We start from the raw sequence: 13906 nt of genomic DNA on the forward strand, positions 1-13906 counted from the left end.
AAGTTTCATAACCCTGTTTTGAAATACCGCAGAGTTTATCTTTTAATAGGCATAATATGCAAACACGTCCAATTTATATAATGCTTTCTTATCATTATATAACAGGGAGCATGGGAACAGTGGCAAACAAGTTTTTAAAATATATATTTAATACAGCTTCAAGCACGGCCAGTCGCTCTCGCCCACCTAAAAGAAAGAGGTTTTTACACGTGCGCTTTATCTACTTTTCCATAACAAGATTGAAGCGACTCTTCTAAAATCATAAGCCCTTCTTCAAGTTGCTCATCCGTAATTACAAGTGGCATTAACACGCGAACGACATTTCCGTACGTACCTGCCGTTAATAGCAACAAGCCTCTCTTATTTGTTTCTGCAATAAGTTTGGCAGCTAGTTCTTTATTCGGTTCTCTCGTTATTTTGTCTTTCACTAATTCAAAGGCACACATCGCTCCTAATCCGCGAACATCACCAATGCATTCATATTTTCCAGCCATTTGATGAAAACGATTCATCACTACTTTTCCAATATGCACAGCTCTTGCATTTAAATTTTCCTTCTCCATTACTTCAAGAACAGCTAATGCAGCACTGCATCCTAATGGACTTCCTGCATATGTTCCGCCTAATTCACCCGGCGTGGCCTCATTCATTACTTCTTTTCGGCCAATTACACCGCTAATTGGCACGCCTGCTCCTAGCGATTTCGATACCGTAATTAAATCTGGTACGACATCGTAATGGTCAATCGCAAAATATTTCCCTGTACGGCCAAATCCTGTTTGAATTTCGTCAGCAACGAACAAAATGCCATGTTCAGCACATAAGCGGTGTACTTCTTTCACAAACTTTTTACCCGGAACAATAAAGCCCCCTTCTCCTTGTACAGGCTCCATCACAACAGCAGCAATACTTTCTGGTGCAACTTCTGTGATTAAGAAATTCTTAAACTCTTCAATAATGAAATCTTCATATTGTTCTTCTGTTAAGCCTGCTGGACGGCGATATTCGTAAGGAAATGGAGCTTTATACACTTCTGGTGCAAATGGACCAAATCCGTTTTTATATGGCTTCACTTTACTTGTCATTGTCATCGTCATTAATGTACGGCCGTGAAACCCTTTTGTAAAAGCAATAATCCCTGTTCGTTTCGTATACTTACGAGCAATTTTCACTGCATTCTCAACCGCTTCAGCTCCGCTATTTAAAAACAAAACTTGCTTATCAAAGTCACCTGGTGCAAGCGCAGCTAGCTTTTCTGCCAATTCAATATATGACTCATACATCATTACGTTAAAACCTGTATGGATATATTGATCGATTTGCTTATGAAGAGCTTCTGTAACGGTCGGATGACAATGTCCGACGTTAATTGTACCGATTGCTCCCGCAAAGTCGATAAATTGATTTCCATCCACATCTGTCACAAGTGCTCCTTGAGCCGACTGTACAAATGTTTGAATTCCATTGCTTACTCCTCTTGGTACAATATTTTGACGGCGTTCAAATAAAGAAGCTGCTTTTGAACCCGGAATATTTTCATTTACTTTTGCAAAATTTGTTTTCATAATATTCTCCACCTCTTTTAGTCATTTTCCTTTTATAATGCAAAATTTGTGCCAACTTATAAATGCACGATTCTCTTATGCTTCCGTACGTTTCGACACAAAAAATAAGTCATTAAAGACTCATTTCAAGTCTATAATGACTTATCTAAAAGGTTTCTCTATATAAGCTGCTATGCAAAACACAGCATGATCTGCTCTCGCTTCCTTCCTTTGTTTTAAAAAAGGCACGGACCGCTTCTACGCATGGCCAGTTGCTCTCGCCTCCCCCAAAAAAGAAAGATTTTTTATATCGGTTTTTCAGTTTGTATTCATTTTCCTTTCTTCACAAAAAAACTACCTCTTACAAGGTAGTTTCTTCTTGATTTGGAATAAATAATTCCAAACAGTGATACACATTTTCAAACTCCATCGGTGCATCGCCGCCGTATTCACCATCTAAATTAATCATTAGTTTTTCTGTTGAATGTACTTTAATTCGGTTTGCTTGTGTATATAACACTTTTGGATTATTGATATGCTCACCGCGCTGCGCTTGTGTCGCTGCTTTAATTAAGTCCGCAATCGATCCTTTTTTTAATATTAACAAATCAAACAAACCATCATTAATAGAAGCATACGGCGCTACTTTTTCAAAGCCGCCGACTGATCGTGTATTTGTAATCAAAAACATTGTAATTTCTTCTCGTAATATTTTTCCATCATATTCAATTTCTACATATGTTGGATGTAAGGATGGTAACATTTCAATACCTTTTAAATAATACGCAAGTTGTCCAAGTACTGTTTTTAACTTACTTGGTACTTCATATGTTAATTCCGTTATGCGGCCACCGCCTGCAATATTAATAAAATATGTATCATTTGCTCTTCCAAGATCGAGAGGTACTGTTTGACCAGCACAAATGATATCAACAGCTTCTTCAATTGAACGAGGTACACCAATCGCCCTAGCAAAGTCATTTGTTGTACCAACTGGAATAATTCCGAACTTTGGATGATGTTCATTTCCAACTAACCCATTCACAACTTCATTTAATGTACCGTCGCCGCCTGCTGCAATCACAACATCAAATTTACGCTCTGCCGCTTGCCTCGCTGCCACAGTAGCATCTCCAGGACCTGTCGTCGCATGACATGATGTCTCATATCCTGCTTGTTCTAATTTTTGCAGTACTTCCGGTAAGTTCTTCTTAAACAACTCACGACCAGAAGTTGGATTATAAATAATTCTTGCTCGTTTCATATAACATTAGCACAGGAAAACCCTCATTCATCAAAAAAGGGAAAGGAATAGCCGCTAAGCACTTACTTAGCATTCCTATGCATACCCTCCTTCCATTTTTCACTCTCACGAAGCCCTATAACTTCATTTTTCACATCAAGGAACTATTTATTTCATATGCTGAAAAAATTCTCTCTAAATTTAGATTTATCATTATTACAAGCTTTTTGCAACTACCTTACCATACTTAACATGACAGCTTTTTGTTTATATTTGTCAGTTAATCAAACGTTTGTTTAAACGAAATACCATTTAAACAAACGTTTGATTAACCCAGAAAAACACCCATGTATGGGTGCTTTTCTGATTAATCGTTGTTGTTACTGTCTAGCTCCGCTTTTCTTTATGTCCAGCTCTGCCTCCTAGCCCTTTGCGTCTAAGAACCTTCCACATGAGAAAGTAAAAAACACTTTCTGGGCGAAAGAACCTTATCCGTCAGGGCTAAACAGTCGGCTCTGCTTTTTTTATTATCGTTTGTTAATCTCTTCAAGTAAGATTTTGTTAACAAGCGGCGGGTTTGCTTGTCCTTTTGTCGCTTTCATAATTTGACCAACTAAGAAGCCAATTGCACGGTCTTTACCGTTTTTGAAATCTTCAATAGATTGTTCATTATTATCAAGAATTTCTGTTACAACCTTACGAAGAGCTCCTTCGTCAGAAATTTGAACAAGACCTTTTGCTTTTACGATTTCTTCTGGGTCTCCACCGTTTTCAATTAACTCGTTAAATACTTTTTTCGCAATTTTAGACGAAATTGTACCTTTTTCAATTAATTGAATCATTTTAGATAAACCAGCTGGTGTTAGTGCTACGTCTTGTAATTCTTTTTGTTGTTTGTTTAAGTATGCTAATACTTCACCCATTAACCAGTTTGATGTTAATTTCGCGTCTGCACCATCTGCAACTGTTGCTTCGAAGAAATCAGACATCTCTTTCGTTAACGTTAATACGTGTGCATCATAAGCTGGCAAGCCAAGCTCCTCAACATAACGTACTTTACGAGCATCTGGAAGCTCAGGAATAGAAGCACGAACGCGCTCTTTCCACTCATCATCGATGTAAAGCTCTACTAAGTCTGGCTCTGGGAAGTAACGGTAATCGTCAGATCCTTCTTTCACACGCATTAAGATTGTTTTCTTCGTTGCTTCATCATAGCGGCGTGTTTCTTGTTGAATGATACCACCCGATAATAGCTCTTTTTCTTGACGCACTTGTTCAAACTCAAGACCTTTTTGTACATAAGTGAAGGAGTTTAAGTTTTTCAATTCCGCTTTTGTACCGAATTTCTCTTGTCCAACTGGACGAAGGGAAATGTTCGCATCACAACGAAGGGAACCCTCTTCCATCTTACAATCAGATACGCCTGTATATTGAATGATTGATTTTAACTTTTCTAAGTATGCATACGCTTCTTCTGGTGTACGCATATCTGGCTCAGATACGATCTCGATTAATGGCATACCTTGACGGTTGTAATCTACTAGTGAGTAGCCTTCGGTTGTATGCGTTGATTTACCTGCATCTTCTTCTAAATGAAGACGTGTAATACCGATACGTTTCTTTTTACCGCCTACTTCAATTTCAATCCAACCATTTTCCCCAATTGGTTTATCATATTGAGAAATTTGGTATGCTTTCGGGTTATCTGGATAGAAATAGTTTTTACGGTCAAACTTTGTTTCTGTTGCGATTTCACAGTTTAATGCCATTGCAGCTTTCATTGCAAAGTTAACTGCCTCTTTATTTAGAGTTGGAAGCACCCCAGGATATCCTAAGTCAATTACACTTGTTTGTGTATTTGGATCAGCTCCAAATTCTGTTGGACTCGCAGAGAAAATTTTCGAATTCGTTTTTAACTCAACGTGAACCTCTAAACCGATAATTGTTTCAAAATTCATCTATGCTCGCCTCCTTACAGACTTGCTTTTTTTGTATGATAGTCTGTTGCTTGCTCGAACGCATGTGCAACGCGATAAATTGTTGCTTCATCAAAGTGTTTACCGATAATTTGTAGTCCAAGTGGCATGTTGTTTGCACCGAATCCACATGGAACAGAAATTGCTGGAACACCTGCTAAGTTTACTGGAATTGTTAAAATATCATTTGCATACATTGTCATTGGATCATCAACTTTTTCGCCCACTTTAAACGCTGGAGTTGGCGTTGTTGGTCCAATAATAACATCATAGTTTGCAAATACATTTTCAAAATCATTTTTAATTAATGTACGTACTTGTTGTGCTTTTTTGTAATATGCATCATAGTAACCAGAGCTAAGTGCAAATGTACCAAGCATAATACGACGTTTTACTTCATCCCCGAAGCCTTCGCTACGTGTATTCTTATAAAGGTCTATTAAATTATTCACATTATCAGAGCGAACGCCGTAACGTACGCCATCAAATCGTGAAAGGTTTGCAGACGCTTCAGAAGAAGAGATTAAGTAATATGTTGCTAATGCATATTTAGAGTGTGGAAGCGAAACTTCTTCCCAAGTCGCGCCCATGCCTTCTAACACTTTTAAAGCAGCTAGTACGGATTCACGAGCTTCTTCGCCAACACCTTCACCTAAGTATTCTTTTGGTACAGCAATGCGTAAGCCTTTTACGTCGCCTGTTAAACCAGCTAAGTAATTCCCAACTTCAATGTTTGCAGAAGTTGTGTCCATACGGTCCACACCAGAAATAGCTTGTAGTAAGTATGCGTTGTCTTCTACTGTACGCGTAATCGGTCCGATTTGGTCAAGAGAAGATGCAAACGCAACTAAACCGAAGCGAGATACACGACCATATGTTGGTTTTAAACCAACAACGCCGCAATATGCAGCTGGTTGACGGATAGAACCACCTGTATCAGAACCTAAAGAGAATAATACTTCTCCTGCCGCTACTGCTGCCGCAGAACCACCACTAGATCCGCCTGGAACATAATCTAAATTCCATGGATTTTTTGTTGCATAAAAACCAGAGTTTTCGTTAGAAGAACCCATTGCAAACTCGTCCATGTTTAATTTACCGATTGTAATTGTGTCAGCAGCGTTTAGCTTTTGTACAACCGTTGCATCATAAATCGGGTCAAAATTTGCTAATATTTTGCTCGCACATGTTGTACGAAGACCTTTTGTTACGATGTTATCTTTCACACCAATTGGCATACCAAATAGTAAACCATTATCTTCAGCGCCTAACTTCGCATCTAATTCTTTCGCTTTTGCACGTGCACTTTCTTCATCTAATGTAAGAAAAGCTTGTACTTTATCTTCAACATCCGCAATACGTTTGTAAGATTCCTCTACTAAATCCGTAACGGAAATTTCTTTGCTATGTAATTTTTTGTGTAACTCTGATACAGAATGATCAAATAATGACATCGAAATTCCCCTCCTCTATTCTAATACTGCTGGAACACGGATTTGATTCTCTTTGTGATCCGGTGCATTTTTTAATACTTCTTCAACTGGTAAACCTTTTTCAGGTACATCTTCACGCATAATATTCTTCATATCTAGTACGTGAGTTGTTGGTTTTACGTTTGTTGTATCTAATTCATTTAACTGCTCAGCAAATGTAACAATTGCATCGAGTTGTTTTTGAAATCTTTCTGCTTCTTGATCTGTAATTGCAAGACGCGCTAAATGGGCAACGTGCTTTACATTCTCAACGGAAATTCTTGACACGGCTAGGCCACCTCCATAATATATCGTACAATCTACAATACTATTGATGATACCAAATTTTCAGTAGTTCAAGCAAGTAAACACAGCACACTTCACTCATTTTTAGACAAAAAAAGAAAGGCTTTCGCCTTCCTTATCAATTTGCTATATAAAATTCCATCTTACTTCTCAATTGTTTCTTTTTTAGAAATTGGTTCAGTATGGATGTTGTTTGCATTATCTTCTTCATTATCACGAATTGTTTTTTGCAGCACAAAACTAGACATCGTTAAAAATAATGTACCAAGTAAATAATAGCCTTTTACACTAAGTGGTTCTTCTAATGTATAAATACCAATTAACATACCAGAAAGCGCACAAACAAAAGATGTCCATGCTAAAAATGTGAACGCTTGAGTATTTCTCCTTCTCATTATTATCCCCCTTATCATTGCCCAATTCACCATTAGATATTTCATTATTATCCATATTATGAAATAATATGTAAAATACCCTATCTTTTGTATTACTCTAGCATATATATAATTCTTTATAAAGAATAAAATGAATTTAGCCTGAAAATTTAAAAACAATTGACATTTATTGCAATTGAACATAGAATGAGAAATATATTACGAACCTCGAAATATACGGGAGTGGAAATAATTGCTGCAATACGAACATTTTTTAGACTTACTGCTTGATAACGCCAAGAAGCTTTTCTATCCAGAGGAATGGGTAAGCCTTGATTTATCACTTTCAAAAACAGAAGTATTTTGCTTGCTTTGGATGGAGCGAAATACAGACATTACAATGAGTAAAATTGCGGAACTTCTCGATATTCCAATGAGTACAACAACAGGTGTAGTCAATCGTCTCGTAAAAAAAGGATATATTGAGCGCTACCGAAATGAAAGTGATCGTCGCATTGTATTGATTCGTTTAACGGAAACTGGTATAGAGCTTGTAGAAGAAGTAAAACAAAATGCTGCTTATTACTTTAACCTTGTAACAGAGGCGCTATCAGAAGAAGAAAAAGCATTTTTACTACATATCTTCCAAAAAATCATGAATCATATCGCTACATCACAACCAAAACCAGAAGAAAAGCTTACTTCACCTAAGATGAAAAACATTCCGATTGAATAGACCCCTCTGCGGGTTTTTATTCAACAACTTATTTCGACTCTCGTAATATTCGACTATCGAAACAAAGGGGATATAAATGATGAGAATTATTTTATACACTGGTAAAGGCGGCGTGGGAAAAACAAGTATTTCAGCAGCAACAGCAATGCAAAGTGCAAAGCAAGGATTAAAAACGTTAGTCATGAGCACAGACCCTGCACATAGCTTAGGAGATTCCTTTGGTATGAAGCTTTCATCAGAGCCTCAAGAAATTTGTGAAAACCTATGGGCGCAAGAAATTAATACAATCTATGAAATGGAAAAAGGCTGGGGGAAATTGCAAAAATATATTACATTGCTATTTACATCAAAAGCAGCTGACGATATTACTACAGAGGAACTTACGATGTTCCCAGGTATGGAAGATTTAATTAGTTTATTGCGCGTTTTAGATTACTATAAACAAAAAACATACGATGTCATCATTATTGATTGTGCTCCAACTGGCGAAACATTAGCAATGTTAAGCTTTCCTGATATGCTCGGCTGGTGGATGGAAAAACTATTTCCAATTAAACGTAAAGTATTAAAAGTCGTACGGCCCGTTGCACAGCCACTTATTGGGTTCCCCCTTCCTACCGACGATACCATGGAAGAATTAACAAATACTCTCGAACAACTTGGTGAAATGAGAGAGATTTTATCCAACCGAGAAGTAACGAGTATTCGCGTTGTTGTAAATCCAGAAAAAATGGTGATTAAAGAAGCACAGCGCAGCTTCACATATTTAAATTTATATGACTACAATGTTGATGCCATCATGATTAATCGCGTCATCCCTGATACCGTAACAGATTCATATTTTCAAGCATGGAAAGATGCGCAAAAAAAATATAAAGCATTAATTCAAGATAGTTTTCAGCCGCTTCCTATTTACGAGGCACCTATGTTTGAACAAGAAGTAGTTGGCTTATCTATGTTAGAGCGTGTCGGCGATGCATTATTTAAACATGATCCCGATCCAACTGCGGTAAAATTCAACGGCCGGACGCAGTATGTCACCAAAAACGGGGATGAATATATCTTTGTTCTTTCCATCCCATTCTCTGATAAAAGTGAACTCTCTTTAAATCAAAAAGGTGACGAATTAATTATTCGCGCCGGTTCCGTAAAACGAAACATTACATTACCAAAAACATTAACGCATTTATCCATTCAAGGTGCAAAATTTGAAGGCGATGTCCTCAATATTCGATTTGGAGGTGTTGTTCATGCGTGAAGACTTACTACGCAAAATGATTCGGACGAAAATTGAGATTGGAGCATATATGATAAACGAATTACCTGCCCCGCTTCAGCAGCGCGCAAAAGGGGTATTAAATATATTTCAGGAAGAACTCACTTCTTATGTAAAGGAACCGAAGCAGCCTGCAGAAACTTCTTTAAAACGTGTGACAATTGAATAATGATATAGGAAAAGACCAGGGAAAATCCTGGTCTCCTCCACTTAAATTTCTTAGTTTTAATCTCATGCAAAATTAAGACTTCCATGTGTAGGGTAGATTTTTGAAAAAATACTGCATTAGCGTCGCAATACACACTAATTATTTAATAGAACCAAATTGGACAGAGGAGGGGTTTTCATTGAGAGAATTGGTTATTTTATTTTTATTTGCTATTACATTACATAATTTAGAAGAAGCAGTATGGTTACCAGAGTGGTCAAATCACGCCTCAAAATTCCACAAACCTGTAGGGAAAAACGAATTTTATTTTGCAGTTATTGTTATTACTTCTTTAGCTTACCTTTCAACTTTTTATTATCTATTTTCTCCAAATTCAAGTCTGGCTAAATATATTCTTATTGGCTTCATTAGTTCAATGATTATTAACGCTATTTTTCCTCATTTACTCGCAAGCATCGTGTTAAAAAGATATGCACCAGGCCTTTTAACTGGCATGCTATTGAATATCCCTATTAATAGCTTTATTCTTTATCAATTTTTTAAAAATAACGAACTAACTTTTAACGAGTTATTTTTGTCCACACTTATAGTAGCAGGAGTGTTAGCAAGTTTAATCCCCATTTTATTCAAAATAGGAAAATCCATTTCTAAACAGATTTATTAAAAACTAAAACAATTCAATTTTAATTTCATGTAAATTTCTTTATCTCACACTTTGTGAAAAGGAAAACCCTCTAAAGTTATGGAATAATTAAATGAATATAAAATTGAAAACTGGGGGGCTGTAACTGAAATGAAAACTGCTCTTTTACTCGTTGATATCCAAAATGATTATTTTCCAAATGGAAAGATGGAACTGCGAAACGCCGATGAAGCAAGCGAATATGCAACGCGCATACTTCAACATTTCCGTAAAACAAGTCAGCCTATTTTTCATATTCAACATGTTTCCATGCAGGAAAATGCAACGTTTTTTCTTCCGAATACAGAAGGCGTACATATTCATGAAAGTGTTCGTCCTTTTCAGCATGAAACGGTCATACTGAAGCATTTTCCTAATAGTTTTCGTGAAACGCCGCTATTAGAAGAATTACAAAATTTACAAATTAAACACGTCGTTATATGCGGCATGATGACTCATATGTGCATTGATGCTACAGTACGTGCCGCCTTTGACCTTGGCTTTACATGCACATTGATACATGATGCGTGTGCAACGAAAGATTTAGTCTTTAAAAACGTTTCTATTCCAGCTGTATACATTCACAATACCATTCTAGCTGCTTTAAACGGCGTATATGCTGAGGTAATAAGCGAAGCGGAATTTTTACAACGCGAGCAATCACTTCAAGCTTAACGAAAGAAGTTGTTTCTATTTTTCTTAAAGTATATAAAAAACACCGCCTTCAGCGAGCAAACTGAAAGCGGTGTCTTCTTGTCTAATCATAGATTTTCCTTCAATTGTATTATACAGGAAATTTATAAAATTTATACAAAGAAATATGACGAACGGGTAAAATTTTCTAGTCATTTTGTGCGTTTTTCACTTAAATTAAGTATAAATATCCAAAATAAGGTAAACCAATAACAAAGAAGGTATAACCCGTGAAATTTTCCATTCAACGTAACCCATTGCTGTCTCTACTCATTATTGCATTATGCCCCATACTATTTCTCCTGTTCTTCACAGACCAAGTTGATGCAGGTGCTATTATAATAAGCATCATCATGGTATCTATTATCGGTATTCTTCTATGGGCACTATTTCATTCTTATCACGAGATTACAAGTACACATCTTGTTGCTGTATTTGGTTTCACCAAAACTATGATTCCACTCCATGAAATAACTAGCATCAGATACACCTACAACTTACTTTCCGCACCTGCCTAGACGTTTAAACGCTTAGAAATTACTTATAGCAAGTATGATACAGCTCTTATATCGTTGCCAAAAGACCCCGATTTATTTATGAAAACATTGCAAGAGAAGTGTCCAATGCTCCATCAAACTCATTCTGTTTAATATAAAAAGACCTTCTCGGTTACGAGAAGGTCTTTCCTATACTTCTTATAAAGTTTCAGAAGTAGTTTTTGCTTGCATGTGAAGTGCTAAATAGTCAGGGCCACCTGCTTTAGAGTCTGTACCAGACATGTTAAAGCCACCAAATGGTTGGTAACCTACGATTGCTCCAGTACATCCACGGTTGAAGTATAAGTTACCAACGTGGAAGTCTTCACGTGCCTTTTCAATATGTTCACGGTTATTAGAAACAACAGCTCCTGTTAAACCGTATTCTGTATTGTTCGCAATTGCAAGTGCATGATCAAAGTCTTTTGCTTTGCAGAATGCTACAACTGGTCCGAAGATTTCTTCTTTCATAAGACGAGCATCTTCTGCAACGTCAGCAATGATTGTTGGTTTGATGAACCAACCTTGAGAATCATCACCTTCACCACCTGCTACAAGTTTACCTTCTTCTTTACCAATCGCAACGTAGCTCATTACTTTATCAAATGCAGCTTGGTCGTTAACAGGTCCCATGTTTATGCCTTTTTCAGCTGGGTTTCCTACTGTTAATTCATTTGTTAATTCAATTGCACGGTTTAATACGTGATCGTATACATCCTCATGGATTACTGCGCGAGAACATGCAGAACATTTTTGTCCTGAGAATCCAAATGCAGATGCAACGATAGATTTTGCTGCTAATTCAAGATCTGCTTCTTTATCAACAACGATTGTATCTTTACCGCCCATTTCAGCGATAACGCGTTTTAACCAAATTTGTCCTGGATTTACCTTTGCTGCGCGTTCGTAAATACGAATACCAACATCGCGTGATCCAGTGAAGCTAATGAAGCGTGTACGAGGATGATCTACTAAGTAGTCACCAACTTCAGAACCGCTACCAGGAATGAAGTTTACTACGCCTGCTGGTAGGCCAGCTTCTTCTAATACTTCCATAAACTTCGCTGCCACTACAGGTGTTGTACTAGCTGGTTTTAATAATACAGTGTTACCAGACACTAATGCAGCTGTTGTCATACCTGCCATAATAGCAAACGGGAAGTTCCAAGGAGAAATGATAACACCTACTCCTAATGGAATGTAAGAAAAACGATTATATTCAATTGGACGGCTTTCTACCGGAATGCCATCTTTTAATTTCAACATTTGACGACCATAATACTCCATGAAGTCAATTGCTTCTGCTGTATCAGCATCTGCCTCATTCCATGGCTTACCTGCTTCTTTTACAAGAATTGCGGAAAACTCATGTTTTCTGCGGCGAACGATTGCAGCTGCGCGGAATAAAATATCTGCACGCATTTCTGGTTTTGTTTTTCTCCAAGTTTGGAATGTTTCATCCGCTACTTGCATTGCTTTCTCTGCTAATTCACGACTTGCTTTTGAAACGCGGCCAACGACTTCTTCTTTATTTGCAGGATTTACAGAAACGATTTTCTCGTCTGTAGTGATCTTTTCTCCCCCAATAATTAATGGATAGTCTTGTCCAAGATAAGATTCTACTTTCTTTAAACCTTCTTCAAACGCAACTTTATTTGCCTCTACTGTAAAATCTGTAAATGGCTCATGTTTGTATGCTACTACCATTATTTTAGCCTCCCCTTAGAAAAAAACGTTTACATTAAATACAATATTATTCTACACGATAATTTAGATTTGTTCAAATATTCTTAGACTTATATTTTTAAAATTAAATAATTTTTCAAATATAATAAATAAAAAAACAACATGATGCATATGCACCATGTTATGAAATATGAATGTATTCCCAAAAATTCTTACCAATTAATAAAATTGTTACTGCTAAGAATAAAATTCGTACATATCCTACACCCTTTTTAACAGCAAATCTCGAACCAAAATATGCACCTGCGACCATTGATACACCCATAATTAAACCATATTTAAATTGAATTGCTCCTAAAAATAAAAATGTAATCAGCGATACAATATTGCTAACAAAATTTAAAATTCGACCAGCAGCAGCCGCGCGGATAAAATCCAAACCGATTAATAAAAATGCAAAAATTAAAAAGGAGCCTGTACCTGGTCCGAAGAAACCATCATAAAATCCAATAATCAAAATGACTAGATAAAATAAAAATGTTTTTCCCTTCGTCATTTTTTTATAAGTAGATACACTACCCCAATCTTTTTTTACAATAATATAAATAGCAATTAATACAAGTAAAACTAATACCATAGGACGCAACACATCCGGTGGAATGAATTTTACAACAAATGCACCTGCAACTGCCCCAACAATTGTGAACGGAATAAGTTTCCCTACAATGCGAAAATCTACTTTTTTAGAACGAATAAAATACATTGTACTCGTAAATGAACCCATTGTTGCCGCCAATTTATTTGTTGCGATTGCCGAAGCTGGAGGTAACCCTACAAACATAAGTGCCGGAAGTGAAATTAAACCTCCTCCTCCAACAATAGAATCAATAAATGATGCTAAAAAACCGAAAGCAATAAGTAGTATAATGACTTGCAAACTTAAATCTTCCATCTGTACTTTCCCTCGATCCCCTTCTTTATTAACAACATTAAAAATTATAGCAAAATTTCTACTATATAAATATAAATTAAAACACGAAGTTTAGGGGGCGAGAGCATCTGGCCATGCATAGAATCAGTTAGGTCCTTTTCCTGCCACGGGCAATACGAAAACAAAGAGAAAAAGCAATTTCATGTCACTTTTCATTCTAAAATAGCAGTGACTTATATGCTTAAAAATCAAAATGAATTTATATACAAAAAAGTCGTTCCT

13 protein-coding genes and 1 pseudogene are annotated in these 13906 nt (G+C 36.6%); 6 read left to right on the plus strand and 8 right to left on the minus strand.

All coding sequences use genetic code 11. From position 1 onward, the window contains the following. Positions 1–203 precede the first annotated feature (203 nt). The 6 genes from gabT to AB1280_RS16350 all read right to left on the minus strand — a co-directional run bounded on the left by gabT (position 204) and on the right by AB1280_RS16350 (position 6936). The gene (gabT, locus tag AB1280_RS16325; protein ID WP_429756476.1) at positions 204–1565 is read right to left on the minus strand and encodes a 4-aminobutyrate--2-oxoglutarate transaminase; all 1362 of its coding nucleotides are present in this window, start codon (positions 1563–1565) and stop codon (positions 204–206) included. A gap of 340 nt (positions 1566–1905) precedes the next feature. Further along, positions 1906–2808: a diacylglycerol kinase gene (locus AB1280_RS16330; protein WP_429756477.1), complete on the minus strand. Its 903-nt coding sequence runs from the start codon at positions 2806–2808 to the stop codon at positions 1906–1908. Between the two features lie 506 nt (positions 2809–3314). Beyond that, entirely contained in the window at positions 3315–4745 is a 1431-nt protein-coding gene (gene gatB / locus AB1280_RS16335; RefSeq protein ID WP_429756478.1) for an Asp-tRNA(Asn)/Glu-tRNA(Gln) amidotransferase subunit GatB, read from the minus strand. A gap of 14 nt (positions 4746–4759) precedes the next feature. After that, the gene (gene gatA / locus AB1280_RS16340) at positions 4760–6217 is read right to left on the minus strand and encodes an Asp-tRNA(Asn)/Glu-tRNA(Gln) amidotransferase subunit GatA (protein ID WP_272188766.1); all 1458 of its coding nucleotides are present in this window, start codon (positions 6215–6217) and stop codon (positions 4760–4762) included. 15 nt (positions 6218–6232) lie between these two features. Further along, on the minus strand, positions 6233–6523 hold the full coding sequence (gene gatC, locus AB1280_RS16345; protein ID WP_429756479.1) for an Asp-tRNA(Asn)/Glu-tRNA(Gln) amidotransferase subunit GatC: 291 nt from the start codon (positions 6521–6523) through the stop codon (positions 6233–6235). A 161-nt stretch (positions 6524–6684) separates the two neighbouring features. Beyond that, positions 6685–6936 carry a YiaA/YiaB family inner membrane protein gene (locus AB1280_RS16350; protein ID WP_272188764.1) on the minus strand — a complete coding sequence of 84 codons (252 nt, stop codon included), beginning with the start codon at positions 6934–6936 and terminating at the stop codon, positions 6685–6687. Between the two features lie 232 nt (positions 6937–7168). Between AB1280_RS16350 and AB1280_RS16355 the strand changes: the two genes are divergently transcribed. The 6 genes and pseudogenes from AB1280_RS16355 (at position 7169) to AB1280_RS16380 (ending at position 11121) form a co-directional block, all read left to right on the plus strand. Next, positions 7169–7651: a MarR family winged helix-turn-helix transcriptional regulator gene (locus AB1280_RS16355; RefSeq protein WP_429756480.1), complete on the plus strand. Its 483-nt coding sequence runs from the start codon at positions 7169–7171 to the stop codon at positions 7649–7651. Between the two features lie 76 nt (positions 7652–7727). Continuing rightward, on the plus strand, positions 7728–8909 hold the full coding sequence (locus AB1280_RS16360; protein WP_429756481.1) for an ArsA family ATPase: 1182 nt from the start codon (positions 7728–7730) through the stop codon (positions 8907–8909). Next, positions 8902–9096 carry a DUF3926 domain-containing protein gene (locus AB1280_RS16365; RefSeq protein WP_272188760.1) on the plus strand — a complete coding sequence of 65 codons (195 nt, stop codon included), beginning with the start codon at positions 8902–8904 and terminating at the stop codon, positions 9094–9096. The genes AB1280_RS16360 and AB1280_RS16365 overlap by 8 nt, the downstream gene beginning before the upstream one ends. A 178-nt stretch (positions 9097–9274) precedes the next feature. Next, complete coding sequence (locus tag AB1280_RS16370; protein ID WP_429756482.1) at positions 9275–9760, plus strand: HXXEE domain-containing protein; 486 nt, start codon at positions 9275–9277, stop codon at positions 9758–9760. Between the two features lie 129 nt (positions 9761–9889). Continuing rightward, the gene (locus tag AB1280_RS16375; RefSeq protein ID WP_429756483.1) at positions 9890–10453 is read left to right on the plus strand and encodes a cysteine hydrolase family protein; all 564 of its coding nucleotides are present in this window, start codon (positions 9890–9892) and stop codon (positions 10451–10453) included. A 371-nt stretch (positions 10454–10824) separates the two neighbouring features. Next, a pseudogene (locus AB1280_RS16380) lies at positions 10825–11121 on the plus strand (PH domain-containing protein). Between the two features lie 45 nt (positions 11122–11166). Here the strand turns inward: AB1280_RS16380 and pruA are convergent. Together pruA and AB1280_RS16390 are read right to left on the minus strand one after the other, a co-directional pair. Continuing rightward, complete coding sequence (gene pruA / locus AB1280_RS16385; protein ID WP_272188757.1) at positions 11167–12714, minus strand: L-glutamate gamma-semialdehyde dehydrogenase; 1548 nt, start codon at positions 12712–12714, stop codon at positions 11167–11169. 160 nt (positions 12715–12874) lie between these two features. Next, positions 12875–13645: a TSUP family transporter gene (locus tag AB1280_RS16390; protein ID WP_272188756.1), complete on the minus strand. Its 771-nt coding sequence runs from the start codon at positions 13643–13645 to the stop codon at positions 12875–12877. Between the last annotated feature and the right edge of the window lie 261 nt (positions 13646–13906).

Origin of the sequence: Bacillus sp. S10(2024), from assembly GCF_050473865.1 — a bacterium.
Taxonomy (GTDB): domain Bacteria; phylum Bacillota; class Bacilli; order Bacillales; family Bacillaceae_G; genus Bacillus_A.

Excerpts from the sequence above, each read along its gene's own strand:
- gabT (WP_429756476.1), bottom strand. The coding sequence starts at position 1,565 with ATGAAAACAAATTTTGCAAAAGTAAATGAAAATATTCCGGGTTCAAAA.
- AB1280_RS16330 (WP_429756477.1), bottom strand. The coding sequence starts at position 2,808 with ATGAAACGAGCAAGAATTATTTATAATCCAACTTCTGGTCGTGAGTTG.
- gatB (WP_429756478.1), bottom strand. The coding sequence starts at position 4,745 with ATGAATTTTGAAACAATTATCGGTTTAGAGGTTCACGTTGAGTTAAAA.
- gatA (WP_272188766.1), bottom strand. The coding sequence starts at position 6,217 with ATGTCATTATTTGATCATTCTGTATCAGAGTTACACAAAAAATTACAT.
- AB1280_RS16350 (WP_272188764.1), bottom strand. The coding sequence starts at position 6,936 with ATGAGAAGGAGAAATACTCAAGCGTTCACATTTTTAGCATGGACATCT.
- AB1280_RS16360 (WP_429756481.1), top strand. The coding sequence starts at position 7,728 with ATGATGAGAATTATTTTATACACTGGTAAAGGCGGCGTGGGAAAAACA.
- AB1280_RS16365 (WP_272188760.1), top strand. The coding sequence starts at position 8,902 with ATGCGTGAAGACTTACTACGCAAAATGATTCGGACGAAAATTGAGATT.
- AB1280_RS16375 (WP_429756483.1), top strand. The coding sequence starts at position 9,890 with ATGAAAACTGCTCTTTTACTCGTTGATATCCAAAATGATTATTTTCCA.
- pruA (WP_272188757.1), bottom strand. The coding sequence starts at position 12,714 with ATGGTAGTAGCATACAAACATGAGCCATTTACAGATTTTACAGTAGAG.
- AB1280_RS16390 (WP_272188756.1), bottom strand. The coding sequence starts at position 13,645 with ATGGAAGATTTAAGTTTGCAAGTCATTATACTACTTATTGCTTTCGGT.